The organism is uncultured Kluyvera sp. (assembly GCF_902485085.1).
GTDB classification, from domain to species: Bacteria; Pseudomonadota; Gammaproteobacteria; order Enterobacterales; family Enterobacteriaceae; genus Kluyvera; species Kluyvera ascorbata.
Genome location: NZ_CABTJS010000175.1, coordinates 1 through 24,390 on the forward strand (window position 1 = coordinate 1; position 24,390 = coordinate 24,390).

Annotated in this window: 22 protein-coding genes, 5 tRNA genes and 2 pseudogenes; 4 read left to right on the plus strand and 25 right to left on the minus strand. The window is 54.9% G+C overall.

Going from position 1 to position 24,390, the window contains the following annotated elements:
• Positions 1 to 23: 23 nt before the first annotated feature.
• The 21 genes and pseudogenes from RDN66_RS21555 to trxA form a co-directional block, all read right to left on the minus strand.
• A tRNA-Pro gene (locus RDN66_RS21555) sits at positions 24 to 100 on the minus strand.
• A gap of 89 nt (positions 101 to 189) precedes the next feature.
• A tRNA-Pro gene (locus RDN66_RS21560) sits at positions 190 to 266 on the minus strand.
• Between the two features lie 44 nt (positions 267 to 310).
• A tRNA-Leu gene (locus RDN66_RS21565) sits at positions 311 to 396 on the minus strand.
• A gap of 23 nt (positions 397 to 419) precedes the next feature.
• Positions 420 to 495, minus strand: a tRNA-His gene (locus tag RDN66_RS21570).
• 57 nt (positions 496 to 552) lie between these two features.
• A tRNA-Arg gene (locus tag RDN66_RS21575) sits at positions 553 to 629 on the minus strand.
• Positions 630 to 731: 102 nt separating this feature from the next.
• On the minus strand, positions 732 to 2,117 hold the full coding sequence (locus RDN66_RS21580; protein WP_035895760.1) for an amino acid permease: 1,386 nt from the start codon (positions 2,115 to 2,117) through the stop codon (positions 732 to 734).
• 231 nt (positions 2,118 to 2,348) lie between these two features.
• Complete coding sequence (wecG, locus tag RDN66_RS21585) at positions 2,349 to 3,089, minus strand: lipopolysaccharide N-acetylmannosaminouronosyltransferase (RefSeq protein ID WP_035895761.1); 741 nt, start codon at positions 3,087 to 3,089, stop codon at positions 2,349 to 2,351.
• Complete coding sequence (gene wzyE, locus RDN66_RS21590; RefSeq protein WP_035895763.1) at positions 3,082 to 4,440, minus strand: ECA oligosaccharide polymerase; 1,359 nt, start codon at positions 4,438 to 4,440, stop codon at positions 3,082 to 3,084. Before wzyE ends, wecG begins: the two co-directional genes overlap by 8 nt.
• Positions 4,437 to 5,516, minus strand: a complete 1,080-nt coding sequence (locus RDN66_RS21595; protein ID WP_202216802.1) for a TDP-N-acetylfucosamine:lipid II N-acetylfucosaminyltransferase — start codon at positions 5,514 to 5,516, stop codon at positions 4,437 to 4,439. Before RDN66_RS21595 ends, wzyE begins: the two co-directional genes overlap by 4 nt.
• The gene (gene wzxE / locus RDN66_RS21600; RefSeq protein ID WP_202216803.1) at positions 5,513 to 6,763 is read right to left on the minus strand and encodes a lipid III flippase WzxE; all 1,251 of its coding nucleotides are present in this window, start codon (positions 6,761 to 6,763) and stop codon (positions 5,513 to 5,515) included. Before wzxE ends, RDN66_RS21595 begins: the two co-directional genes overlap by 4 nt.
• A gap of 1 nt (position 6,764) precedes the next feature.
• Positions 6,765 to 7,895, minus strand: coding sequence for a dTDP-4-amino-4,6-dideoxygalactose transaminase (gene rffA / locus RDN66_RS21605; protein WP_202216804.1), 1,131 nt, complete (start codon positions 7,893 to 7,895; stop codon positions 6,765 to 6,767).
• 4 nt (positions 7,896 to 7,899) lie between these two features.
• Positions 7,900 to 8,574, minus strand: coding sequence for a dTDP-4-amino-4,6-dideoxy-D-galactose acyltransferase (gene rffC, locus RDN66_RS21610; protein ID WP_202216805.1), 675 nt, complete (start codon positions 8,572 to 8,574; stop codon positions 7,900 to 7,902).
• Positions 8,552 to 9,433: a glucose-1-phosphate thymidylyltransferase RfbA gene (gene rfbA / locus RDN66_RS21615; protein ID WP_035895770.1), complete on the minus strand. Its 882-nt coding sequence runs from the start codon at positions 9,431 to 9,433 to the stop codon at positions 8,552 to 8,554. The genes rffC and rfbA overlap by 23 nt, the downstream gene beginning before the upstream one ends.
• Before the next feature lie 21 nt (positions 9,434 to 9,454).
• A complete protein-coding gene (rffG, locus tag RDN66_RS21620) occupies positions 9,455 to 10,522 on the minus strand; it encodes a dTDP-glucose 4,6-dehydratase (RefSeq protein WP_123651783.1) in 1,068 nt (355 codons plus the stop codon).
• A complete protein-coding gene (gene wecC, locus RDN66_RS21625; RefSeq protein WP_202216806.1) occupies positions 10,519 to 11,781 on the minus strand; it encodes a UDP-N-acetyl-D-mannosamine dehydrogenase in 1,263 nt (420 codons plus the stop codon). The genes rffG and wecC overlap by 4 nt, the downstream gene beginning before the upstream one ends.
• Positions 11,778 to 12,908, minus strand: a complete 1,131-nt coding sequence (gene wecB, locus RDN66_RS21630; protein ID WP_202216807.1) for a non-hydrolyzing UDP-N-acetylglucosamine 2-epimerase — start codon at positions 12,906 to 12,908, stop codon at positions 11,778 to 11,780. Before wecB ends, wecC begins: the two co-directional genes overlap by 4 nt.
• A 57-nt stretch (positions 12,909 to 12,965) precedes the next feature.
• Entirely contained in the window at positions 12,966 to 14,012 is a 1,047-nt protein-coding gene (gene wzzE, locus RDN66_RS21635; RefSeq protein ID WP_202216808.1) for an ECA polysaccharide chain length modulation protein, read from the minus strand.
• A gap of 13 nt (positions 14,013 to 14,025) precedes the next feature.
• A complete protein-coding gene (gene wecA, locus RDN66_RS21640; RefSeq protein WP_202216809.1) occupies positions 14,026 to 15,129 on the minus strand; it encodes a UDP-N-acetylglucosamine--undecaprenyl-phosphate N-acetylglucosaminephosphotransferase in 1,104 nt (367 codons plus the stop codon).
• Between the two features lie 240 nt (positions 15,130 to 15,369).
• Positions 15,370 to 16,629: a transcription termination factor Rho gene (gene rho, locus RDN66_RS21645; protein WP_035895778.1), complete on the minus strand. Its 1,260-nt coding sequence runs from the start codon at positions 16,627 to 16,629 to the stop codon at positions 15,370 to 15,372.
• 86 nt (positions 16,630 to 16,715) lie between these two features.
• Positions 16,716 to 16,778, minus strand: a pseudogene (locus RDN66_RS21650) (rho operon leader peptide); the annotation flags it as partial.
• Between the two features lie 190 nt (positions 16,779 to 16,968).
• Positions 16,969 to 17,298: a thioredoxin TrxA gene (gene trxA, locus RDN66_RS21655; RefSeq protein ID WP_002883224.1), complete on the minus strand. Its 330-nt coding sequence runs from the start codon at positions 17,296 to 17,298 to the stop codon at positions 16,969 to 16,971.
• A 143-nt stretch (positions 17,299 to 17,441) separates the two neighbouring features.
• Between trxA and rhlB the strand changes: the two genes are divergently transcribed.
• Together rhlB and gppA are read left to right on the plus strand one after the other, a co-directional pair.
• Complete coding sequence (gene rhlB / locus RDN66_RS21660) at positions 17,442 to 18,707, plus strand: ATP-dependent RNA helicase RhlB (RefSeq protein ID WP_035895780.1); 1,266 nt, start codon at positions 17,442 to 17,444, stop codon at positions 18,705 to 18,707.
• A 7-nt stretch (positions 18,708 to 18,714) separates the two neighbouring features.
• On the plus strand, positions 18,715 to 20,223 hold the full coding sequence (gppA, locus tag RDN66_RS21665) for a guanosine-5'-triphosphate,3'-diphosphate diphosphatase (RefSeq protein WP_035895782.1): 1,509 nt from the start codon (positions 18,715 to 18,717) through the stop codon (positions 20,221 to 20,223).
• A gap of 62 nt (positions 20,224 to 20,285) precedes the next feature.
• Here gppA and rep read toward each other — a convergent pair whose 3' ends face one another.
• A complete protein-coding gene (gene rep / locus RDN66_RS21670; RefSeq protein ID WP_123651789.1) occupies positions 20,286 to 22,307 on the minus strand; it encodes a DNA helicase Rep in 2,022 nt (673 codons plus the stop codon).
• A gap of 116 nt (positions 22,308 to 22,423) precedes the next feature.
• Here rep and ppiC (RDN66_RS21675) point away from each other — a divergent pair, with 116 nt between their 5' ends.
• Complete coding sequence (ppiC, locus tag RDN66_RS21675) at positions 22,424 to 22,705, plus strand: peptidylprolyl isomerase PpiC (RefSeq protein WP_035896545.1); 282 nt, start codon at positions 22,424 to 22,426, stop codon at positions 22,703 to 22,705.
• Between the two features lie 51 nt (positions 22,706 to 22,756).
• A complete protein-coding gene (ppiC, locus tag RDN66_RS21680; protein WP_003017999.1) occupies positions 22,757 to 23,038 on the plus strand; it encodes a peptidylprolyl isomerase PpiC in 282 nt (93 codons plus the stop codon).
• A 73-nt stretch (positions 23,039 to 23,111) separates the two neighbouring features.
• On the opposite strand, the gene RDN66_RS21685 is transcribed toward ppiC (RDN66_RS21680), so the two are convergent.
• The 3 genes and pseudogenes from RDN66_RS21685 to RDN66_RS21695 form a co-directional block, all read right to left on the minus strand.
• Positions 23,112 to 23,477: a DUF1360 domain-containing protein gene (locus tag RDN66_RS21685; RefSeq protein ID WP_123651790.1), complete on the minus strand. Its 366-nt coding sequence runs from the start codon at positions 23,475 to 23,477 to the stop codon at positions 23,112 to 23,114.
• Positions 23,470 to 23,913 carry an Rrf2 family transcriptional regulator gene (locus RDN66_RS21690; RefSeq protein ID WP_123651791.1) on the minus strand — a complete coding sequence of 148 codons (444 nt, stop codon included), beginning with the start codon at positions 23,911 to 23,913 and terminating at the stop codon, positions 23,470 to 23,472. The genes RDN66_RS21685 and RDN66_RS21690 overlap by 8 nt, the downstream gene beginning before the upstream one ends.
• 192 nt (positions 23,914 to 24,105) lie before the next feature.
• Positions 24,106 to 24,390 (minus strand): annotated as a pseudogene (locus RDN66_RS21695) (ketol-acid reductoisomerase); the annotation flags it as partial.

A 24,390-nucleotide genomic window follows, 5' to 3' on the forward strand; every position in this document is an offset into this window, starting at 1 on the left:
CCCGCCGAAGCGGGGTTCAAAATTGGTCGGCGAGAGAGGATTCGAACCTCCGACCCACTGGTCCCAAACCAGTTGCGCTACCAAGCTGCGCTACTCGCCGAAATACTGCTTTTTGAATTATCGTTCAATTCGGTTTTTATTCAGACATCAAGTCTTGAATAAAAAACCCTGCGCTGCAGGGTCTAAAATTGGTCGGCGAGAGAGGATTCGAACCTCCGACCCACTGGTCCCAAACCAGTTGCGCTACCAAGCTGCGCTACTCGCCGATGTACTGCTTTTTGAATTATTAATTCAATTCATTATAAAGTCGTGGTGCGAGGGGGGGGACTCGAACCCCCACATCCTAAGGACACTAACACCTGAAGCTAGCGCGTCTACCAATTCCGCCACCTTCGCAATTTCACAACTCTATCAAATAATGGGGTGGCTAATGGGATTCGAACCCACGACAACTGGAATCACAATCCAGGGCTCTACCAACTGAGCTATAGCCACCACTGTAAATCTCTTACGCGGTCTTTTAGAACCACCGCAGCTCCAGCACCGGGTAAATGGTGCGCCCGACAGGATTCGAACCTGAGACCTCTGCCTCCGGAGGGCAGCGCTCTATCCAGCTGAGCTACGGGCGCTTAGCGCCGTTGCGGGGTCGGATAATACGGACTTCCTCCCCCGCTGTCTAGTGCCTTTTTAAAGAAAATTATCGTTTGCTCATGCTTTGCGCATTTTGTCTCTTATTTCCGCAAATCTTGCACTTCCGCACCCTGGCTCATGCCAAAAACCTTATAAACCAGCGTCACAAGAGCCAGGAAAAGCGCACCGACAAACAGCGACATCCGGGTGTCATCGTTGAACCCCATACCGATTAGCACGCAAACCAGGAACGCCATGGTCAGATAGTTGGCCCACGGGAACATAATTGAGCGGAACGGATGGCTGGCAATCGCTTCTTTGTGCGCGCGACGGAAACGCAGCTGGCTAATCAGAATCACAAACCACGGCACCATGCCCGGCAGTACGCTCGCGCTATACACATAGACAAACACACGCTGCGGGTTAGGAATGATGTAGTTCAGGCAGGAGCCAATCAACAGGATAACAATGGATACGCTCACACCCGCTGCCGGAACGCCGCTCTTGGTTACTTTCGCCATCGCCGACGGCAACTGGCGGTTTTTCGCCAGCGCGTAAAGCATACGGCCACAGCTGTACATCCCGCTGTTACAGCCGGAGAGCGCTGCCGTCAGTACCACAAAGTTGATGATCCCTGCTGCCGCGGTGATACCGATTTTCGCGAAGGTCAACACAAACGGGCTACCGTTGGTGCCAATTTCATTCCACGGGAAGATGGTCACGATAACGAAAATCGCGCCCACGTAGAAAATCAGGATACGCCACAGCACTTTGCCTACCGCGCTGCGCAGCGTTACCTGCGGGTTTTTCGCTTCACCGGCGGTCATGCCGATAAGCTCCACGCCCTGATAGGACGCCACCACAATACACAGCGCCGTCAGGAAGCCTTTCCAGCCACCCGCAAAGAAACCGCCGTGCTCGGTCAAATTGCTAAATCCGATGGACGTCCCGCCGTTGCCAAAGCCGAAGAAAATCACGCCGAGGCCAATGACTATCATCACGATAATGGTCGTGACTTTAATCATCGCAAACCAGAATTCAATTTCACCGTACAGGCGAACCGCCGCCAGGTTTGCCAGTGCAACGAGCCCCACGGCAATCAGCGCCGGTATCCACTGCACCATATCCGGGAACCAGAACTGGACGTAAACGCCTATCGCGGTGATTTCCGAAATACCCACCGCCATCCACATAAACCAGTATGACCAGGCGGTGAGATAGCCGAAGAATGGGCTCATATAACGGTGCGCGTAAACGGCGAATGAACCGGTCACCGGTTCGATAAACAGCATCTCGCCCATCGAGCGCATAATGAAGAAGACGAATACCCCAGCCAGAATATAGGCCAGCAGCACCGACGGCCCGGCCCACTTCAGGGTGCTTGCCGCCCCCATAAATAGGCCCACGCCGATGGTGCCCCCAAGGGCAATTAATTCGATATGACGGGCTTCCAGACCGCGCTGGAGCTCCGGTTTATTCTCTGCCATAGATCCTCTGTGTTTGCATATGTCCGGTCGATGCCGGTTTTATTTTTTATAGAAAAATAGATGTCTGTCGGATACGGATACCGCCGTAGAAAATACGTAGATATCGTCAGGGCAGGCGAATGGTTTAACAATTTGGCTTAAATGGCAAATATAAATGAGGAATAAAGTATCGGAGTTGTGAATGCATCACGCAGATTATGTGTGATGCATCACCGGTAATACGCAGGAAATTCAGAGATTATTGGTGTAGTGCCAACGTAAATAGCGCAGCAGGCGAAGCTGGCGTTTAATCCGGCTTGGCTGGGACAGCAGGCGATAAAGCCATTCGAGTCCGAGGTTCTGCCACACCTTCGGCGCACGCTTCACATGGCCGGTAAAGACATCATAAGTGCCACCCACGCCCATATAGAGCGCGTCGGGGTGCACCTGCCGGCAGTCGCGCATCAGGATTTCCTGTTTTGGCGAGCCCATCGCCACGGTGACGATTTTCGCCCCGCTAGCGTGAATACGTTCAAACAGCGCCTGTCGTTGGTCCGGCGTAAAGTAGCCATCCTGGGTGCCGACCAGATTCACGTTCCACTGCTTGCGCAGCTTCTCCACGGTCTCCGCCATCACTTCAGGCTTGCCACCGACGAGAAACACCGGCGTACCTTCGGCTCCCGCGCGGGCCATCAGCGCTTCCCAGAGATCCGCTCCCGCGACGCGTGAGACGTTAGCTTCGGGATATTTCTTGCGAACAGAGCGCACCACGGAAATACCGTCGGCGTATTTAAACTCCGCCGCGTTAATCAGCTCCCGCACCTCGCCATTATCTTCCAGCGTCAGCATTTTTTCGGCGTTAATCGCCACCAGCGTGCCCTGCTTCAGATTGCCGTCCGCGTACAGGTAGTCCAGCGCATGCTGCATGTTGCGCCAGCCGATAAGCTTCAGCCCGCGCAGGGTGTAGGTCGGCGCGGTTAATGAGTCAGCCATTTTGTCCTTCTCCAACGTGCGGGGGACGTTTTAGCCGCTGATGAATCAGCCCCGCGCTTTCAAACAGCCAGTACAGCAGTTTTGCCACCAGCAAACAGACACCAAAGATAACCATGAAAAAGACGACGCGAGAGCCGAAAGAGTCCAGCCCTTCACGCGCCAGCACGATCATATTGAAGATCGCGCCAAAGCAGAAACTGTGCAGAATCGCCGATTTATAGCGGTTGGTTTCCCGATTGCCCAACATATACAGCCAGTCGAACCATTTAATAATCAGCCCCACCGCCACCGCGCCCAGCGGCACAAACCACATACCGCCCATCACCACCAGCGAACCAATGAGCGTTGGAGAGATAGCCAGCCCGGAGTGGTTGTTCAGCACTTCCCAGGTAAAGTAGTTAGCGGTGTTCAGCACGATGCTCGGCCGTGACGGCCACAGCCAGCCTGGAATAAAGACGTAGAAGTCACGCACCATGGGCGCGAGCCCCTGGAAGTCAATTTTGTCGTAGTTCTGCAACAGCAGCGCCAGGTTTTCCCACGGCGAGAAGGTATCGCGCGTCAGGTAGAGGAAGGTATAAAACGCTTCGTCGCCGCTGACGTTCATGCCGTAGCGCTTTAGCGCCAGCCAGAACATGCCGATAATCCCCATCACCCCGGCGGCCACCAGCATCCACAGCGAAATCCAGCCGCGAATAATGCCGATGAACAGGAAGATGGCGAAGGCGATGATAATGTTGGCGCGGGTACCACCGACAATCGCGTAGGTCAGCAGGCCAAAGGCCGTGGTCGCAATCAGAAAACCGATCCACCGTTTCCAGGTCGGATTGAGGAAATAGACCACCAGCATTGCCGGAATAAAGAAGTAGAAGAATCGCTTAAGCGCCACGCCCGAGACTTCACTGGAGAAAATCTGGCTATAGGAGTGCAGCTTAAACAGCAGGAAGCCGTTATGCATGAAGAACGTGCCGACCGTAAACAGCGCAATCACCATCAGCAAAACCCAGGTGATGTTCGTTTCAACCCGGTTCATGGTGAACAGCGGCCGACGCGCAGCGCTGGTCTGTGCAGGCCGCAGACGCGTTTTGTAGGTCACGTAGTAGACCGCATAGAAGCAGACCGAAATCAGCAACGTTTGCAGCAGCACGTCCGGCGGCGACACGCCGACGCCGAAACGGAACACTAGGGTACAGGTCAGCGGGAAGCCGAAGAAGAAGGTCAGTAGAAACAGCAACGAGAAGAAGACGTTGAAGTTAAAACGGACGCGGCGGAACTCAAACCAGGTTAAGGTGCCGATAAACAGCGTCGACAACAGCCAGACGGCGAACAGCCCGGTAAACTGCATTTCGCTCATACCGCTTCCCCCGCCGCCAGTTGCAGCGCCCGATGCCACGGCGCCAGATAGTTAGGTTTGAAAAAGGCGATGGCGCTTTTGTCCACCAGCGCCAGCTGGCGCTGCGCTTCACGTACCACCGGCACGGTCAGCGCATCGTCGGTGAATAGCACCGGAATATGCTGCTCGGCCATATCCTGCCAGAACGGGTTCTGACGGTTGAGCACGCAGGGGATCCCCGCCTGAATCAGCAAACAGAGCGTGCCGATACCTTGCTGGCGCGCAAAAATAAAATAGCCCAAATCGCAGCGACGTAACAGCGCAAGATAGGCGTCAAACTCTAGTTTTTCGCGTAAAATCTGCACATTTTTGTTACTGAACAGCACCTTTGCGGCGTCGCTTACTTCTGCAATATATAGCTCGTTTTTGGCCGGGTAGCCCATCGGGACTATCACATTTACCGTATCGCCAAACTGCTGATGTACCGCTTTCAGTGCCGCAACGTGCTCGTTGCTGCGATCGCCGGAATTGCCCACCAGAATCGTCAGCTTGCCGTCACGCGGCGCGACGTCCGCCAGCGCGTTTAGCGAAGGGTCCATGCGCGTTGGGAAATAAAGCAGCTCACCGGGCACCTGCGGGTGTCGGGTAGCAAAATAGCTGAGATCGCCACGCGTAGCGAAAACGCGCCCTACTCGTCCCTGCGCCATGCGACGCAGCGGGTAGAAGAGACGGAACTTCAGGCCACGGGAGACTTCATACAGATCCGCCCCCCAAATATGCCAGCTCACCTGCGAGGGCTTCAAGCCACCGCTGAGCAGCGCCAGCCAGATGCCGGTATTAAACTGACCGTGGAAGAAAAAGCGCTGCTGCCGATTGGCCTTCGCTTTTGCCACCACCGCCTTTGCCAGCGCGGATTTATCGTTATAACGGTCGATCGCCAGCGAAGGAAACGCCTTCGCCAGGCTTTCGTCACCGCTCACCACCATAAACTGACGGGCGTGCGCGGGCTCTGCGGCCAGCTCATCGGCAAAAAACCGTAGCACCGTCTGGTTGTGGTGAGGGATATCCGATCCCAGAATATGTATCAGTTCGGTCATTGCCGTTTACGCCAAATTAAAAATACGCCGCTACACAGCGTGAAATAGACAATATAGGTCGCCATATAGGCCTGTGCCGCGCCCAGTGCGCCGTGCGCCGGGATAAGCCAGTGGGAGAACGCCGTCAGCAGCGTAAACTGGCTCAGTTCGGCCAGGATATAAAAACGCAGCGAGGCTTTGGCTATCACTAAATAGCCATAAACGTAAGCGCCTACTTTCAACACGTCGCCGACCAGCTGCCATGCAAACAGGTCACGCATCGCGACGAACTTCGATGAAAACAGCAGCCAGATAGCAAAATCGCGCAGCAGCCAGACGGTCAAGCTTGCCGCCGCCACCGCAGGCACCACAAACGTCAGCGAGCGGCCAATTTCACGGCCAATATCCTGCTTTGCGGTCAACCGCGATAGCGTCGGTAACAGATAGACGCTGAACGAGGCGGTAATAAATTGTAGGTAAGCATCGGAGATACTGCTCACACCCTGCCAAATCCCGACCTCGTCCCAGCTGTAGTGCTCCGCCATCAGGTTTCGCATCATCACGTAGGCTACCGGCATCGTGACGGAAGTAATCACCGCCATCAGGGTAAATTTACCCAGTTGACCGGCCAGCAAACGGTCCCACTGTGGCTTGAGATAGCCCCAGGGAATGACGCCGCGTTTGGTGAGCATCATCGCCGCAGGAATCACTATCAGCGCCGGCACCAGCGCCAGCCCCAGCAGCGCGCCCTGATAGCCACCAAAACGATAGCAGGCGTAATAGGCCACCACGCCAATCAGACTCCCGGCAATCAACGACAGCGCGTTACCCGCCGCATCGCGGAAGCCTTTCATCAGCGCCAGCAATAGGTTCGCCCAGGCAATACCTAACTGCACCAGCGCGACCAGCCGTACCAGGCCTTGATAATGAGTATGACCAAACAGCCCCTGACTTATCGGCGCTGCCGCGAGCAAAAAGATCACCGCCAACAGCGTGGAGAAGCCAAGCACCATCGCCGATGAGGTGCCCACCACCTGGCGCAGCCGCACCGGGTCATCGTGATGCTGGGCGACAAGTTTCGTCACCCCGTTAAAAATGCCCGCCCCAGCAAGCACACCGAGCACGGTGACCAACTGGCGGAAGTTACCTGCCTGTCCGACGCCTGACGGACCAAACGATACCGCCAGCAGCTTGACCACCAGCAGCCCCACGCCAATTTTGACTAGCGTGGACGCGGCGGTCCACACCGAAGCTTTTGCCAGTGACATATCAGGCGAAATAGCTCAGCAGAGTATTAATAACCGTACGCTGGTCGACCGGCGACAGGTTGTAGAACAGCGGCAACCGAAGTAAACGCTCACTTTCTTGCGTAGTGAAACGATCTTCACCGTGGAACTCGCCAAACTTCTCTCCAGCCGGGCAGGAGTGCAGCGGAATGTAGTGGAACACGGCGAGGATTTCAGCCTCTTTCAGCCAGCTAATCAGCGCGCTGCGGTCTTCCACATCGCGCAGTTTGATGTAGAACATGTGCGCGTTATGGCTGCAGTTTTCCGGGATAACCGGCAGGTCGATGCGCCCGGCATTTGCCAGCGGCAGCAGCGCGTCATAGTAGGTTTGCCACAGGGACAAACGCTGCTTATTGATACGCTCCGCGGCCTCCAGTTGCGCCCAGAGATAGGCAGCCTGCAGATCAGACATTAAGTAGCTGGAGCCAATATCGCGCCAGGTGTATTTATCCACCAGGCCACGGAAGAACTGACTGCGGTTGGTGCCTTTCTCGCGGATAATTTCCGCGCGTTCTACCAGCGCACGATCGTTAATCAGCGTCGCGCCGCCTTCACCGCCGGCGGTGTAGTTCTTGGTTTCGTGGAAGCTAAAGCAGCCGATATGGCCAATAGAGCCCAGCGCGCGGCCTTTGTAGGTCGACATCACGCCCTGCGCAGCGTCTTCCACCACGAACAGATTGTATTTTTTCGCCAGCGCCATGATGGTGTCCATCTCGCAGGCCACGCCCGCATAGTGCACCGGCACGATAGCGCGGGTTTTATCGGTGATGGCCGCTTCAATCAGCCTCTCATCGATATTCATGGTCTCTTTATGCACGTCAACAAACACAATTTTCGCGCCGCGCAGCACAAAGGCGTTGGCGGTGGAGACAAAGGTGTAGCTCGGCATAATCACTTCATCACCCGGCTGGATATCCAGCAGGATCGCCGCCATTTCCAGCGACGCGGTACACGACGGAGTCAGCAGCACCTTGGCGCTGCCGAAGCGCTGCTCCATCCACTGCTGGCAGCGACGGGTAAAGCCGCCGTCACCGCACAGTTTCCCGCTGCCCATCGCGGATTGCATGTAATCGAGTTCAGTACCCACTACCGGTGGGGCGTTAAATGGAATCATGGAGTCACCTGTATAGCCAGTACGCGGTGCTAACCACGTTAGCGCCGCTATGAATATAGCGTTGAAGTGCTGCGGTATTGCCGGCTTGCGTCGCCACCCGTAGCGTCGAAAAGCCGCGGGTATGCGCCCAGCATACCGCCGCCTGCATCAGTTCAGCACCTGCACCGCGACCAGCCAGTAGGCCGATTCTCGCGTCACAGGCGTTTAATTCTCGTAGGGAAACAAAGGCGCGGATAGCCCCGCGTTCATCGCGAAATACCAGACACTGGTTATCAAAGGTGCCTTTCACCGCGTTTTCAATCCACTGCGCATAGAAACGACCGCTCGCCTCTGGCGCATACCACGGCGCACGGAAACGGCTTTGGGCAAAAGCTTGGGCGGCAAGGCTGCGCAGCGCGGGAATATCATCGTCAGTGGCAACCTGCGCCAGAGTGGTTCCCCCGGTGGTTACCGGCAGCGCCAGATCAACTTCACCCTCAACCAGCCGAAACCCCAGATGCTGAAGCGCATCAAGGTAATCCACCTGATGCGCGGCTATTTTCGCCTGTACCCGAGACCATTGTGCTAATCGTTCAACGGTCAGCGGTGGCGCATCGTCGGCCACGCGAACCATTGCACTGTTCACGCCGAAGAATTGGTTTTCCCACGTCAGGGAGTCAATATTGGCGCGGACGAGCACGAAGCAGCTCCAGCAGATACTGGCCGTAACCAGTTTTCGACAGCCCGGCGGCGGCGCGCTTTACGCCTTCATCGTCGAGCCAGCCGTTGCGCCAGGCGATCTCTTCCAGGCAGGCAATTTTAAAGCCCTGACGTTTTTCTACCGTCTGCACAAACATGCTCGCTTCAATCAAGCTGTCGTGCGTGCCGGTATCAAGCCAGGCAAAACCACGGCCGAGCAGCTCAACGGTCAGCTTGCCGTCGTCCAGATACATCTGGTTGATTGAGGTGATTTCCAGCTCGCCGCGCTCGGAAGGCTTCACGCGCTTGGCGTACTCCACCACCTTACTGTCGTAGAAGTAGAGGCCGGTGACCGCCCAGTTAGATTTTGGCTGCTTTGGTTTTTCTTCCAGCGAGAGCGCGTGGAAATTATCGTCAAATTCCACCACGCCAAAGCGTTCCGGGTCCATCACCTGATAACCAAACACCGTTGCCCCTTCGGTACGCGCCGCTACATGGCGTAGTTTCGGGCTGAAGCCCTGACCAAAGAAGATATTGTCGCCAAGCACCAGGCACGACGGCTCGCCGTTCAGGAAGGTTTCACCGATGATAAACGCCTGCGCCAGGCCGTCCGGACTTGGCTGTTCGGCATACTGCAATGAAATACCAAATTCGCTACCGTCACCCAGTAGACGCTGGAAATAACTCTTGTCTTCCGGCGTGGTGATGATCAGAACTTCACGGATACCCGCCAGCATCAGCACCGACAGCGGGTAGTAGATCATCGGTTTGTCGTAAATCGGTAGCAGCTGTTTTGATACGCCGCGGGTGATCGGATGCAGGCGCGTGCCCGACCCGCCAGCAAGAATAATGCCTTTCATTGCGTTCCTCCTCCGGGGTGATTAACCCTTCAGACCCAGACGTTCACCCTGATAGCTACCGTCCTGTACCTGTTTCCACCAGCTTTCGTTGGCGAGGTACCACTGCACGGTTTTACGCATGCCGCTTTCAAAAGTCTCTTCCGGGGTCCAGCCCAGTTCGCGGGCAATTTTCGCCGCATCGATGGCGTAACGTAAATCGTGGCCAGGGCGATCGGCAACAAACGTAATCAGATCATGATAGTGCGCTATGCCCTGCGGTTTTTCCGGCACCAGCTCTTCGAGCAGGGCACAAATAGTCTCAACCACATCGAGATTTTTTCGCTCGTTATGACCGCCAATATTGTAGGTCTCCCCGATAGCGCCTTCGGTGGCGACGAGATAGAGCGCACGGGCGTGATCGTCAACATAGAGCCAATCGCGGATCTGCTGGCCATTGCCGTACACCGGCAGCGGTTTCCCGGCCAGCGCGTTGAGGATCGTCAGAGGGATCAGCTTTTCCGGGAAATGGTACGGGCCATAGTTGTTTGAGCAGTTGGTAATGAGCGTCGGCAGGCCGTAGGTACGCAGCCAGGCGCGAACCAGATGGTCGCTGCTGGCCTTTGAGGCCGAGTAAGGGCTGCTTGGCGCATAAGGGGTCGTTTCCGTGAAGAAATCGTCCACTGAATGCAGGTCGCCGTAAACTTCATCGGTTGAAATATGATGGAAGCGGAACGCCGCTTTACCGTCGGTATCCAGCGCAGACCACCAGGCACGCGCGGCCTCGAGCAGCGTGTAGGTACCGACGATGTTGGTTTCGATAAACGCCGCCGGGCCGTCGATAGAACGATCAACGTGGCTTTCCGCCGCCAGATGCATCACCACATCCGGGCGGTACTGTTCAAATACGCGGTTCAGCGCGGCGCGATCGCAGATATCAACCTGTTCAAAGGCAAAGCGAGAGTCCTGCGCCACTGGCGCCAACGATGCCAGATTGCCGGCGTAGGTCAGTTTGTCCACCACCACCACGCTGTCCGACGTGTGGTTGATAATATGGCGCACAACCGCCGAGCCGATAAAGCCTGCGCCACCGGTTACCAGAATTCGTTTCAACGCCAGACTCCTTTTGTATCAACCACGTACTGCTGGGTAATCGCGTCACCGCTAACAGTTTTAAATTGGGCGTGATCCACCAGCATCACAATCACGTCAGCGCTGGCAAGCGCGGTCTCAAGCGACACCAGCGTGCACAGGCCGTCGAGTTTTTTCGGCAGCTGATGAATGTTTGGTTCCACCACCAAGGTTTCGCCGCTGTGCCATTGGGCAATCAGCTGCGCAATTTCCATCGCCGGGCTTTCGCGCAGGTCGTCAATGTTTGGCTTAAACGCCAGACCGAAGCAGGCAATTTTCAGCTCGCTGGCGCGTTTATCGCTGGCTGCCAGGCAGTCAGCAACGTTGGCCTTCACGTTGTCGATAACCCAGAACGGTTTATGGTCGTTCACCTCACGAGCGGTGCGAATCAAACGCGCCTGCTCCGGGTTTTGCGCCACGATAAACCACGGGTCGACGGCGATACAGTGCCCGCCGACGCCAGGGCCTGGCTGAAGGATATTCACGCGCGGGTGGCGGTTCGCGAGGCGAATCAGTTCCCAGACGTTAATTCCCTGATCGGCGCAGATAAGCGACAGCTCGTTAGCAAAAGCAATATTCACATCGCGGAAGCTGTTTTCCGTCAACTTGCACATCTCGGCGGTACGGGCGTTAGTCACCACGCACTCGCCCTCAAGGAAGATGTTATAGAGCTCGCTAGCACGCGCGGAGCAGACCGGCGTCATTCCGCCAATTACGCGGTCGTTTTTAATCAGTTCCACCATCACCTGCCCCGGCAGCACGCGCTCCGGGCAGTAGGCAATGTTGATATCCGCTTGCTCGCCCGCCTGCTGCGGGAAGGTCAGGTCCGGGCGCATCTCGGCCAGCCAACCGGCCATCAGCTCGGTCGCGCCCACCGGAGAGGTGGATTCGAGGATCACCAGCGACCCTTTTTTCAGTACCGGAGCAATCGAGCGCGCCGCGGCCTCAACGTAAACCATATCCGGCTCGTGATCGCCTTTAAAAGGCGTTGGCACAGCAATCAGATAGGCGTCTGCGGCTTCCGGCGTGGTCGTTGCGCGTAAGTAACCAGCGGCCACCGCCGTTTTCACTACCCTGTCGAGATCGGGCTCAACAATATGAATCTCGCCGCGGTTGATGGTATCGACCGCGTGCTGATTAATGTCTACACCCACCACCTGCTTTTGCCGTGAAGCAAATGCTGCTGCAGTTGGAAGGCCGATATAGCCCAGACCGATCACCGAGAGGGTTGAGAAACTCATAGCGTTACCTGATTATTTTTTAATGCTGACAAGATACGTTCGCATGCCCGGCCATCCCCATACGGGTTATGGGCCCGGCTCATCCTTTGATATTCTTCTTCGTCACGCAGTAGCCGCGTAACTTCATTCACAATGCGCTGGCTATCCGTCCCCACTAAACGCACCGTACCGGCATCGATGGCCTCTGGGCGTTCGGTGGTTTCGCGCATAACCAGCACCGGCTTACCCAGCGACGGCGCTTCCTCTTGAATGCCACCGGAATCGGTCAGGATAAGCCAGGCATGGTTCATCAACCAAACGAACGGCAAATACTCCTGCGGTTCAATCAACATGACGTTATCAACATGGCCCAGGATTCGGTTGACCGGTTCACTGACGTTCGGATTCAGATGCACCGGATAGACAATCTGTACATCTGGGTTAGACGCAGCGATTTCCGCCAGCGCGTGGCAAATCTTTTCAAAGCCCTGCCCAAAGCTCTCCCGACGATGCCCTGTCACCAGGATCATCTTCTTCCCGGTATTCAGGAAAGGGAAACGTAGGGAGAGGTCTGTATTCAGCGCCTCATCGTTCATCACCCGATCGCGCACCCAGAAGAGGGCATCAATGACCGTATTGCCAGTGACAAAAATGCGTTTATCGGAGAGATTTTCCCGCAGCAGGTTCTGGCGCGAGTTTTCGGTTGGCGCAAAATGATACATTGCCAGATGTCCGGTCAGCGTGCGGTTGGCCTCTTCCGGCCACGGCGAGTAAAGATCTCCCGTGCGCAGGCCCGCTTCCACGTGGCCGACCGGAATACGCTGATAGAACGCCGACAGGCTTGCGGCGGCCGTCGTAGTCGTATCGCCATGCACCAATACAACATCGGGTTTGAAAGATTCAAGAACAGGTTTTAAACCCTGCAGAATCCGGCAGGTTATTTCCGTTAACCCCTGCCCTGGACTCATGATATTGAGGTCATAATCCGGAACGATGGAGAAGAGGTTTAGCACCTGATCAAGCATTTCCCTATGCTGTGCGGTAACGCATACTTTTGCCTCAAAGTGAGGATCCTTTGCGAGCGCATGAACCAGAGGCGCCATTTTGATCGCCTCCGGACGCGTGCCAAATACAGTCAGTACTTTCACATCGATTCTCTTCTATAGATGAAACAGGCCCATCGCCCTTCATCAAATGATGGGTATTTACTGCGTGCGACGACGCGCCAGTGCTACCCCAGCACCAACCAATGCGCCGACAATGCCCCACATGACCATCAGGAATACACGACGTGGGCTAGTGCGTTTTACCGGTTCCTCTGGCGTACGCAAATACCGGTATGTCTGAAAACTTGGCGCCAGCGTTGGCCCGACATTAAGGGTCGTTAGCATAGCCCTCCCCTGATCGTAATCAAGGTCAAACGTTGGCCCCACCGCCTGCAGGTTTTCCAGACGCGCTTGCAGCATCGGGCGACCAAGCAGTGAGAGCTCAGAATCCGGCAATTCATCAGCCGGAATATCGGTTACGCTGCGGTTGATGTTGTGCTGCTGCGCGATTTTCAGCGCGGCTTCAATGCTGTGCAAACGGCGGTTAAAAATCGCCTGAGCGACCTCTTCCTGGCGTTTCACCTGAGCTTTTACCTGAATAGTGCGGGCAGCCCAGGCGCCTTTGAGTTCATCATTCAGGTGCCCTGCGGCGCGCTGGCTGGCGAAGGCAACATACTGACGCAGCAGGTTATTCGCATCCGGTGCCGTTTCCGCTGTGAGCTTCACGCTATCGCTGATGCTTTTCAGGGCATCGCCGGGAATAAACTGAATGTCGTTAATCAGATCGTCGAGCTGTGCGGCATCGGCACGAGAATTCCCCACCATCCGCTGCTTGTAATAATCCGTCTGCAGCCAGAAGTCACGGCGGGTATCCCAGGACGCCAGCTGCATGACAAACTCTTTGTAGACTTCATCCATAACCGAAGGCGGCGTGGCGGTAGTCGGATTAACCTTTACGTCCAGGTTGCGCAGGAACTGCTGCTGCGAATAGTAGCCGCCAAGCATATTCACAGTCGGACGGTCGGTGATTGCCGTGGTGCTCCACTCCTGTCGGGCGAAAAAGGTATAAATCAGCACCACGGCAGCAAACAGCACCGCGCAGCCGATAATCCAATGTTTTCCCGACCACAACGCGCGAAACAGGCCACGAATATCCAGTTCATTCTCAGCACTTGCCAACGGTGCTTCCGGTAATGGTTGTGTCATTACTACCCCAGTTTTACTTGGTTAATTTTGGATTATTTTCACTGTTTCGGCGCATTCTGCGCTTCATGCGTTTAATAAAACGCGCCACTTTCCAGGCCCGTTTGATGCAGTAACCATAGAGGCCAAACGCCAGCAGGAACAGTATCAGCATGGCCCATTCAGGTACAACACGGGTGTATTCAGCGGCGACGCCAATCGCCGCAAGCAATGCGGCGGCGAGCGTAATCAGTACCAGCGCCTGACGAGAAGTGAAGCCCGCACGCATAATCAGATGATGAATATGTTGACGGTCAGGAGAGAACGGGCTCATCCCTTTGCGTAAACGGCGATACATGATCGCGACCATATCCATTAGCGGAATGGCGACAATCCACAGCGCCGTCACAGGGCTTATCGGGTGGTGTTTACCCTGAGTCGTTTCAAGCAGAATCCAGATAACCGTGAAGCCAATCAGCGTACTGCCGGCATCACCCATAAAGACTTTATAGCGACGCCCCAGGACACCCAGGTTCAGCATGATGTAAGGAAGGATAGTGGCGATCATCGCGAAGCACCACATGGCGAGGCTGGTCTGGCCATCAAACCACAGAATCAGGCCAATTGCGCCGAAGCTGACGCACGACAGACCGCCAAGCAGGCCATCGATGCCATCGACCATATTGAAAGCGTTAATCATCCCCCAGACGGCAAACAGGGTCAGGAAGAAACCAAACGGCCCCAGCACCAGCTCCCACGAACCGAACAGATAGCCCAGACTTTGCAGATACAAATGACCTGCCGTCATCATGACGATGCCTATCACCGCCTGAACGGTGGCACGGATTTTGACGCTGATGTCGTAACGGTCGTCCAGAGCGCCCACCAGCACCAGTACACCGGCACAAGCAAGGTAGAGGAAAGCGTACGGGATATAATAATTAGCAATCGCGAAGGTCAGGCAGATCCCAGCATACACAGAGATACCGCCCACAAGCGGGATAAGCCCCTGGTGACGTTTACGAAAGTTAGGTTTATCCACCAAACCGATCTTTTTAGCCGCTTTACGGGCAAAAAAGAGAAATACGGTGGTGAACAAGAAAATACTGATCAAGTCAGTACCGACGGTCAGTAAACTCACAATTTATACTCGCTGAGAATATTAATAGCGAAAGTATACCCACGATAGCAGCGCTTCAGAAGAGGAAGCCTGATGAATATTGGGAAAACTTGCCTGATTTATAACCGATTTTGCAAACTAACTATCATTGTAGCTGTAAACCACAATTATTCGTGAAAAAAATGTTAACCCCCATTGCCTAAACTCCTAAAAACAAAAACGCCACACAATTGTGTGGCGTTCGTCGGCAAAAATCCGATTTTACGAGCGTTTCATCATATCGAAGAAATCGTCGTTAGTTTTGGTCATTGCCAGCTTATTGATGAGGAATTCCATCGCGTCAATTTCACCCATTGGATGGATGATTTTGCGCAGGATCCACATCTTCTGCAGCTCTTCAGGCGTAGTGAGCAGCTCTTCTTTACGGGTACCGGAACGGTTGTAGTCGATAGCCGGGAAGACGCGTTTTTCCGCAATCTTACGAGAGAGGTGCAGTTCCATGTTGCCGGTACCTTTGAACTCTTCATAGATAACTTCATCCATTTTAGAGCCGGTATCGATAAGCGCGGTCGCGATGATAGTCAGGCTACCACCCTCTTCCACGTTACGCGCAGCACCGAAGAAACGCTTCGGACGATGCAGGGCGTTGGCGTCCACACCACCGGTCAGGACTTTACCTGAAGCAGGAACCACGGTGTTGTACGCACGCGCCAGACGAGTGATGGAGTCGAGCAGAATGATAACGTCTTTCTTGTGTTCAACCAGACGTTTCGCTTTCTCGATAACCATTTCGGCAACCTGAACGTGGCGAGATGCGGGTTCGTCGAAGGTAGAAGCAACCACTTCCCCTTTAACCAGACGCTGCATCTCGGTCACTTCTTCCGGACGTTCGTCGATCAGCAGAACCATCAATACGCAGTCTGGGTGGTTGTAGGCGATGCTCTGCGCGATGTTCTGCAGCAGCATAGTTTTACCGGCTTTCGGCGGTGCCACAATCAGACCACGCTGACCGCGACCGATTGGCGATGCCAGATCCAGGACGCGAGCGGTTAAGTCTTCGGTAGAACCGTTACCACGTTCCATACGCAGACGAGAGTTTGCGTGCAGCGGGGTTAAGTTCTCGAACAGGATCTTGTTGCGCGAGTTTTCCGGCTTATCGTAGTTAACCTCGTTAACTTTCAACAGCGCAAAGTAACGCTCACCCTCTTTCGGAGGACGAATCTTACCTGAAATGGTGTCACCAGTGCGGAGGTTGAAACGACGGATTTGGCTAGGGGAAACGTAGATATCATCAGGGCCGGCGAGGTAGGAGCTGTCTGCGGAGCGGAGGAAACCAAATCCATCCTGCAGTATCTCCAGCACACCGTCGCCAAAGATATCCTCGCCACTCTTCGCGTGCTGCTTCAGGATGGCGAAAATGATGTCCTGCTTGCGCATACGTGCCTGGTTTTCCAGACCCATATTTTCGCCGAGAGTGATCAGCTCAGAAACCGGCGTGTTCTTTAATTCGGTAAGATTCATAATGGTGTGGGTTCTTAAACTCGGGGTAAATCTCGAACTTAATTTGTGAATGGTATGGCAGGGTCATCCGTGCCTGTTTACGGCCATCAACTCATGTCTGTTCGCTGCCTGGTCACAGGAGAGTACGCAGAACTGAAACGACAAGACGGAAAAGAGTGACGAGCCTGGAATTTTTCAACCTCTGACGCTGTTAACGACAACGGGAGGTTTGGGTCAAACAGATTCAAACAAGGTATGTTTAAAACGAAGTCAAAGTTAACTTAGCACGACTGATGGCAAGCGTCCAGAGTTCCGCTCAAATTAAGAACACAGGAACCCTGAACGCTTACGTTTAATCTCTTACGCCAGGTTAGCGTCGAGGAACTCTTTCAGCTGGCCTTTAGACAGTGCGCCAACTTTAGTCGCTGCAACTTCGCCGTTTTTGAACAGCAGCAGCGTAGGGATACCGCGGATACCATACTTCGGTGCAGTGCCTGGGTTCTGATCGATGTTCAGTTTAGCAACGGTCAGTTTACCCTGATACTCCTCGGCGATTTCATCCAGAATCGGGGCGATCATTTTGCACGGACCGCACCACTCTGCCCAGAAATCGACGAGTGTCAGCCCGTCAGCTTTAAGTACGTCCGTGTCAAAACTGTCGTCAGTCAGGTGAATAATTTTATCGCTCATATATAACTCCACAGGAATAAGCCTGGTGTGTTGGTGTAGCATTAACCAACGAGGTGTTGATGTTGACTTCGCCAACAAAGGTTGACGTTATTTCACCGGATACGCTTTCTTAATGCAATAGTAAGCTGATATTCTACCACACTATGAGCAAAACACATTTAACTGAACAGAAGTTTTCCGACTTCGCCCTGCACCCTAAAGTGGTTGAAGCCCTTGAAACCAAAGGGTTTTATAATTGCACGCCCATTCAGGCGCTGGCTTTGCCGCTGACGCTTGCTGGACGTGATGTAGCGGGACAGGCGCAAACCGGTACCGGGAAAACGATGGCGTTCCTGACGTCGACGTTTCATTATCTTCTTTCTCACCCGGCAATTGCTGACCGCCAGGTGAATCAACCGCGCGCCTTAATTATGGCGCCAACCCGTGAGCTGGCAGTACAGATTCACGCTGACGCAGAGCCGCTGGCTCAGGCGACCGGCCTGAAGCTGGGCCTGGCCTACGGCGGTGACGGCTATGATAAACAGCTGAAAGTGCTGGAAAGCGGCGTCGATATTCTGATCGGCACCACTGGCCGTCTCATTGACTATGCAAAACAGAACCATATCAACCTGGGCGCGATCCAGGTCGTGGTGCTGGACGAAGCGGATCGTATGTACGATCTGGGCTTTATTAAAGATATCCGTTGGCTGTTCCGCCGTATGCCTGCGGCCAACCAGCGTCTGAACATGCTGTTCTCCGCTACCCTTTCTTACCGCGTACGTGAACTGGCGTTCGAGCAAATGAACAACGCCGAATACGTGGAAGTTGAGCCAGAGCAGAAAACGGGCCACCGTATTAAAGAAGAGCTCTTCTACCCTTCCAACGAAGAAAAGATGCGTTTGTTGCAAACGCTGCTGGAAGAAGAGTGGCCGGACCGCGCGATTATCTTCGCCAACACCAAGCACCGCTGTGAAGACATCTGGGGCCATCTGGCTGCCGATGGTCATCGTGTCGGCCTGCTGACCGGTGACGTGGCGCAGAAAAAACGTCTGCGTATTCTGGAAGATTTCACCCGCGGTGATATCGACATCCTGGTCGCGACCGACGTTGCGGCGCGCGGCTTGCACATCCCTGCCGTCACACACGTCTTTAACTATGACCTGCCGGACGATTGTGAAGACTACGTACACCGCATCGGTCGTACCGGTCGCGCGGGCGCAAGCGGTCACTCAATCAGCCTGGCTTGCGAAGAGTATGCGCTCAACCTGCCGGCTATCGAGACCTACACCGGTCACTCTATTCCGGTGAGTAAGTACAACCCGGATGCGCTCTTAACCGAGCTGCCGAAGCCGCTGCGTCTGACGCGCGTTCGTCAGGGTAACGGTCCGCGTCGTTCGGGCGCTCCGCGTAATCGTCGTCGTTCAGGTTAAATAAGTTATGCTCACTTCCACCTCGCTATACGCAGCTATCGATCTCGGTTCCAATAGTTTTCATATGCTGATTGTTCGCGAGGTGGCGGGCAGCATCCAGACGCTGACGCGCATTAAGCGCAAAGTGCGTCTGGCCGCCGGACTTAACCGCGACAACACTCTTTCGACGGAAGCAATGGAGCGAGGCTGGCAATGCCTGCGCCTGTTTGCCGAACGTCTTCAGGATATTCCCCCAACGCAAATTCGTATCGTGGCTACCGCGACGCTGCGTCTTGCCGTTAATGCCGATGTGTTCATCGCCAAAGCCCAGGAAATCCTCGGTTGCCCAGTGCAGGTTATCCGCGGGGAAGAAGAAGCGCGCCTGATTTATCAGGGCGTGGCGCACACCACCGGCGGCGACGATCGTCGTTTAGTGGTCGATATCGGTGGTGCCAGTACCGAACTGGTCACCGGCACCGGTGCGCAAACCACTTCGCTGTTTAGCCTCTCGATGGGCTGTGTGACCTGGCTTGAGCGCTACTTTACCGACCGTAACCTGGCCCAGGAACACTTCGATGAAGCGGAACGTGCCGCACGTGAAGTGCTTAAGCCCGTTGCCGATGAACTGCGTCACCACGGCTGGAAAGTCTGCGTCGGTGCCTCTGGTACGGTGCAGGCGTTGCAAGAAATCATGATGGCGCAGGGGATGGATGAACGCATTACCCTCGCCAAGCTTCAGCAGCTAAAACAGCGCGCCATTCAGTGCGGCCGTCTGGAAGAGCTGGAAATTGAAGGGCTGACGCTTGAACGCGCGCTGGTCTTCCCAAGTGGGCTCGCCATTCTTATCGCCATTTTCACCGAGCTGGATATCCAGTGCATGACCCTGGCCGGCGGCGCACTGCGTGAAGGGCTGGTCTACGGCATGCTGCATCTGGCGGTCGACGAGGACATTCGCAGCCGCACGTTGCGTAATATTCAGCGTCGCTTTATGGTTGATATTGAGCAGGCAAATCGCGTGTCTCAACTGGCGGCGAATTTTGTCGAACAGGTGAAAGATAGCTGGGATCTGGAGCCATTAAGCAGCGAACTGCTATTAAGCGCCTGCGCACTGCATGAGATTGGCCTCAGCGTTGATTTCAAACAGGCTCCGCAGCACGCGGCCTATCTGGTACGCAATCTCGACCTGCCGGGCTTCACGCCTGCGCAGAAAAAACTGCTCGCCACCCTGCTGCTGAACCAAACCAACACCGTCAATCTGCCAACGCTCCACCAGCAGAACGCCGTGCCGCCGCGCGTCGCGGAGCATCTCTGCCGTCTGCTGCGTCTGGCGATTCTCTTTGCCAGCCGTCGTCGTGACGATCTTCTGCCAGCGATTACGCTGACCGTAGACGGGGAAAATCTGACCCTGACGCTGCCGGACAGTTGGCTGGAACAGCATCCGCTGGGGCGTGAAATGGTCGATCAAGAATGCCAATGGCAAAGCTATATCCATTGGCCGTTGCAGGTTGCTGGCGTCGGGCTACCGGATAGCTTGTAACACCGACTTCGGGAAGGCACTGTGCATATTCCCGGCGTCGCTTCGCTCGGCCGGGCTACTGGTTAACCCTTTTTCGCTTTCGCCAGCATTTCACGAATATTGGCGACGTTCGCTTGCCCTTTATGCATGCGCTCTTCGGGCGTAATCACTTTTCGCTCCTGCTCCCACACCACATCGTCCTGCGGTAGCTCTAGCAGGAAGCGGCTCGGTTCAGGGCGTACCAACTCGCCATACTGGCGGCGTTCTTTGCAAAGAGTGAAAATCAGCTCTTTCTGCGCGCGGGTGATGCCCACGTAGGCCAGACGACGCTCCTCATCGACGTTATCCTCATCGATGCTGCTCTGGTGCGGAAGCAGCCCTTCTTCCATGCCCACGAGGAAGACGTACGGGAACTCCAGCCCTTTCGAGGCATGCAGCGTCATCAGCTGAACCTGATCCAGTTCCTCTTCACTTTCACCGCGCTCCATCATGTCGCGCAGGGTAAAGCGAGTCACAACCTGGGTCAGCGTCATCGGCTCTTCCAGCTCGCTACCTTCCAGCATTTCCGTCATCCAGCTAAAAAGCGTATTGACGTTTTTCATACGCATTTCGGCGGCTTTCGGGCTCGGCGAGGTTTCAAACAGCCAGGACTCATAGTCGATGCCGTGAATCAGATCGCGTACGGCGGCAATCGGCTCGCGCTCCGCCAGACGCTGGATTTCACCCAGCCACTGGGTAAAGCGAGTGAGAGATTCATAGCCACGCCCGGTTAGCGTCTGGCTCAACCCCATATCAAAGCTGGCGGTAAACAGGCTTTTGTTGCGGGTCATCGCCCACTCACCGAGCTTTTGCAGCGTTGCCGAACCAATCTCACGCTTCGGCGTGTTGACGATACGCAGGAATGCGCTGTCGTCGTCCGGGTTGCTCAGCACGCGCAGATAGGCCAGCAGGTCTTTAATCTCCGGGCGGGAGAAGAACGACGTGCCGCCAGAAATTTTGTACGGGATGCGGTTCTGCATCAGGAATTTTTCAAACACCCGCGACTGGTGGTTGCCGCGATAGAGAATGGCGTAGTCCTTGTACTGCGTCTTATTGACGAAGTGATGGGCGATAAGCTCGCCGGTGACGCGCTCCGCCTCGTGCTCTTCGTGGTTGGCGCTCAGCACTTTAAGCTCCGGGCCGTAGCCCAGTTCGGAGAACAGACGTTTTTCAAACACATGCGGGTTATTGGCGATCAGAATGTTTGCCGCTTTAAGAATGCGCCCGGAGGAACGGTAGTTCTGCTCCAGCTTAATCACCTGCAGCGCCGGGAAGTCCTGGCTCAGTAAGACCAGGTTTTGCGGACGCGCACCGCGCCAGGAGTAGATTGACTGATCGTCGTCGCCCACCACGGTAAACCGCGCACGCTGCCCCACCAGCAGCTTCACCAACTCGTACTGGCTGGTGTTGGTGTCCTGATATTCATCCACCAGCAGATAGCGAATCTTGTTCTGCCAGCGCTCACGCACCTCTTCATTACGTTGCAGCAGCAGCGTCGGCAGCAGGATCAGGTCGTCAAAGTCCAGCACGTTACACGCTTTCATGTGCGCGTCGTACAGGCTGTAGCAGTGGGCAAAAATACGATCGCGCTCACCCTTCGCACTGGCCGCTGCCTGCGCCGGGGTTTTTAGATCGTTTTTCCAGTTGGAGATCGTCGAGATCAGCTGCTGGAAGAGCACCTTATCGTCTTCGATAAGCCCTTCGGTCAGATCTTTAAGCAGCGCGGTTTGATCGGTATCGTCGAACAAGGAAAAGTTCGACTTCATCCCCAACGCCGCATACTCGCGCTTGATGATATCCAGCCCAAGCGTGTGGAACGTGGAGATCATCAGCCCACGCGCTTCTTTGCGCCCCAGCGTTTGCGCCACGCGCTCTTTCATCTCGCGTGCGGCCTTGTTGGTAAAGGTCACCGCCGCAATATGTCGTGCCTGATAACCACACTGGTGGATCAGGTGCGCAATTTTATTGGTGATAACGCGGGTTTTGCCGGAGCCAGCACCCGCCAACACCAGGCAAGGGCCAGTGACAAATTCGACGGCTTGTTGTTGTCCGGGGTTTAAACGCATAGGGGCATTGCTCAATCTGTAAACACGGGGGTGTGGATTGTAGCAGAAAGTCAGGCTGAGATTTACCCGCCGAATGGTAAAGTGTTGGGTAGCAAACCAACGATAAGAGTGACCTTATGGCAAAGAGCGCGGCAGCCCTGCACATCCTGGTAAAAGAAGAAAAACTGGCGCTGGAGATCCTCAGCAAACTGGAGCGAGGAATCAGCTTCGATCATCTGGCAAAACGCTATTCCCGCTGCCCTTCCGGGCGCAACGGTGGCGATCTTGGCGAGTTTAAGCAGGGGATGATGGTGGGGCCATTCGACGCCGCCGTTTTTAGCTGTCCGCTACTTAAGCCTTTCGGGCCGGTTAAAACCAAATTTGGCTATCACATCATCAAGGTGCTGTATCGGCGATAAGCCATGCTAAAATCGCCAGCCTTACAGACTCGCTTATAGAAAGGCTCGATCATGGCAAAAACAGCAGCAGCAGTGCATATCCTGGTGAAAGAAGAGAAACTGGCTCTGGATCTTCTGGAACAGATTAAAAACGGCGCCGATTTCGGCAAGCTGGCGAAGAAGCACTCCATCTGCCCATCGGGCAAACGCGGCGGTGACTTAGGTGAATTCCGTCAGGGCCAGATGGTTCCGGCGTTCGATAAGGTGGTCTTCTCCTGTCCAGTGCTGGAGCCAACCGGCCCGCTGCACACTCAGTTCGGTTACCACATTATTAAAGTGCTGTACCGTAACTAAGGTGCATCCCGGCGTCGCTTCGCTCGACCTGGCTACCGGTCGTTTGTAGCCGAGCAAAGCGACGCCGGTTTTTTTATTTCTGCGATTGCAGCGTCTGCTGGGCGTTATGTTTCATCACATGGGTGCTAACCGCCGCCTGGAATACCTTAAACATCAAGCCGTTAATCAGCGTGGTGATCGTAATCACGATAAATGCCGTCATCACCCAGTCAATCAGCGCAAAGCCACTGTTCAACAGCGTCGGGCGATATACCGCCATCCCGCCAAATACCACCCAGTGACTTAGGCAGTAGAAGCAGTGGAACAAGTGCCCCATCAGCGCGTTCTTTTTGGTCGTCCATTCACGAAACGCGGCAAACAGCTCCGTCTGCGTCACCGTCATCGAAATACTGCTCGCCGCCATCGCAATCATCAGGCAGGTGGTTAAATTTTCAATCATGGTCGTGGCCTTTGTCGTTGAAGTAGCTAATAAATTCGCTGCCGATATCCTGTAGTGTCAGGCGCTTAAAGCGATCGAGGATCAACGTCTGCGCATCGGCGAGCGTCTCTGACATCACCCGGTTTACCCCCTGTTCCACCAGGCACTGCGGGTTTTCGCTGCGGTTGCCCAGCGCAAACAGCGCCGGTTCGCCGAGCGCCATGTAGATATCGTAAAGCGTGATTTCACTGACCGGTCGGCACAGCCGCCAGCCGCCGTGGTGCCCCTTCGTGGCACAGACAATGTTGTTTTCCCTGAGCCCAGCAAGCAGCTTGCGGATGAATGCCGGATTGCCGTCGATAAAGGCGGCCATCTGTTCGGATGTCAGAGGTTTGTCCATCTGCTCCAGATGAAGCAGGATGTGAAGCGTCGCTGAGAATGAGTTGTTTGTTTTCATGTAACTTACAATATTACATAAGATGAGTGTGAGCAATCCCAGAAAAAATAATCTGTACGAATAAAAGCTATCAATATGATAACTAGATGAATTTAGATGATGAGAGAGTGGACTGAGCGATCCCGTCAAGCGCAGATAAAAAAACGGCCCGGTCGCGAGGCGCTGACCGGGCCGGATGATAACGAGGTTTTATTAGCCTGCTACTGCGATACGCTTCATATCGGTCATGTAGCCGCGCAGTTTCTTACCAACCTGCTCGATAGCGTGGCCACGAACCGCTTCGTTCACGTCGCGCAGTTGGGCGTTATCTACCGCACCTTCGGCAATCGCTTTGCCCAGGTCACCGGTCTGCAGAGTGGTCATGAACTCTTTCAGCAGCGGTACGCAAGCGTAAGAGAACAGGTAGTTACCGTATTCTGCGGTATCGGAGATAACCACGTTCATTTCGTACAGACGCTTACGCGCGATGGTGTTCGC

Coding starts and splice junctions, on each gene's coding strand:
- trxA (WP_002883224.1), bottom strand. CDS start 17,298: ATGAGCGATAAAATTATTCACCTGACTGACGACAGTTTTGACACGGAC.
- wecC (WP_202216806.1), bottom strand. CDS start 11,781: ATGAGTTTCTCAACCCTCTCGGTGATCGGTCTGGGCTATATCGGCCTT.
- rffA (WP_202216804.1), bottom strand. CDS start 7,895: ATGATTCCATTTAACGCCCCACCGGTAGTGGGTACTGAACTCGATTAC.
- wzzE (WP_202216808.1), bottom strand. CDS start 14,012: ATGACACAACCATTACCGGAAGCACCGTTGGCAAGTGCTGAGAATGAA.
- RDN66_RS21580 (WP_035895760.1), bottom strand. CDS start 2,117: ATGGCAGAGAATAAACCGGAGCTCCAGCGCGGTCTGGAAGCCCGTCAT.
- rfbA (WP_035895770.1), bottom strand. CDS start 9,433: ATGAAAGGCATTATTCTTGCTGGCGGGTCGGGCACGCGCCTGCATCCG.
- rhlB (WP_035895780.1), top strand. CDS start 17,442: ATGAGCAAAACACATTTAACTGAACAGAAGTTTTCCGACTTCGCCCTG.
- RDN66_RS21685 (WP_123651790.1), bottom strand. CDS start 23,477: ATGATTGAAAATTTAACCACCTGCCTGATGATTGCGATGGCGGCGAGC.
- wecG (WP_035895761.1), bottom strand. CDS start 3,089: ATGGCTGACTCATTAACCGCGCCGACCTACACCCTGCGCGGGCTGAAG.
- gppA (WP_035895782.1), top strand. CDS start 18,715: ATGCTCACTTCCACCTCGCTATACGCAGCTATCGATCTCGGTTCCAAT.
- ppiC (WP_035896545.1), top strand. CDS start 22,424: ATGGCAAAGAGCGCGGCAGCCCTGCACATCCTGGTAAAAGAAGAAAAA.
- rep (WP_123651789.1), bottom strand. CDS start 22,307: ATGCGTTTAAACCCCGGACAACAACAAGCCGTCGAATTTGTCACTGGC.
- ppiC (WP_003017999.1), top strand. CDS start 22,757: ATGGCAAAAACAGCAGCAGCAGTGCATATCCTGGTGAAAGAAGAGAAA.
- wzyE (WP_035895763.1), bottom strand. CDS start 4,440: ATGAGCGAAATGCAGTTTACCGGGCTGTTCGCCGTCTGGCTGTTGTCG.
- rho (WP_035895778.1), bottom strand. CDS start 16,629: ATGAATCTTACCGAATTAAAGAACACGCCGGTTTCTGAGCTGATCACT.
- RDN66_RS21690 (WP_123651791.1), bottom strand. CDS start 23,913: ATGAAAACAAACAACTCATTCTCAGCGACGCTTCACATCCTGCTTCAT.
- RDN66_RS21595 (WP_202216802.1), bottom strand. CDS start 5,516: ATGACCGAACTGATACATATTCTGGGATCGGATATCCCTCACCACAAC.
- wzxE (WP_202216803.1), bottom strand. CDS start 6,763: ATGTCACTGGCAAAAGCTTCGGTGTGGACCGCCGCGTCCACGCTAGTC.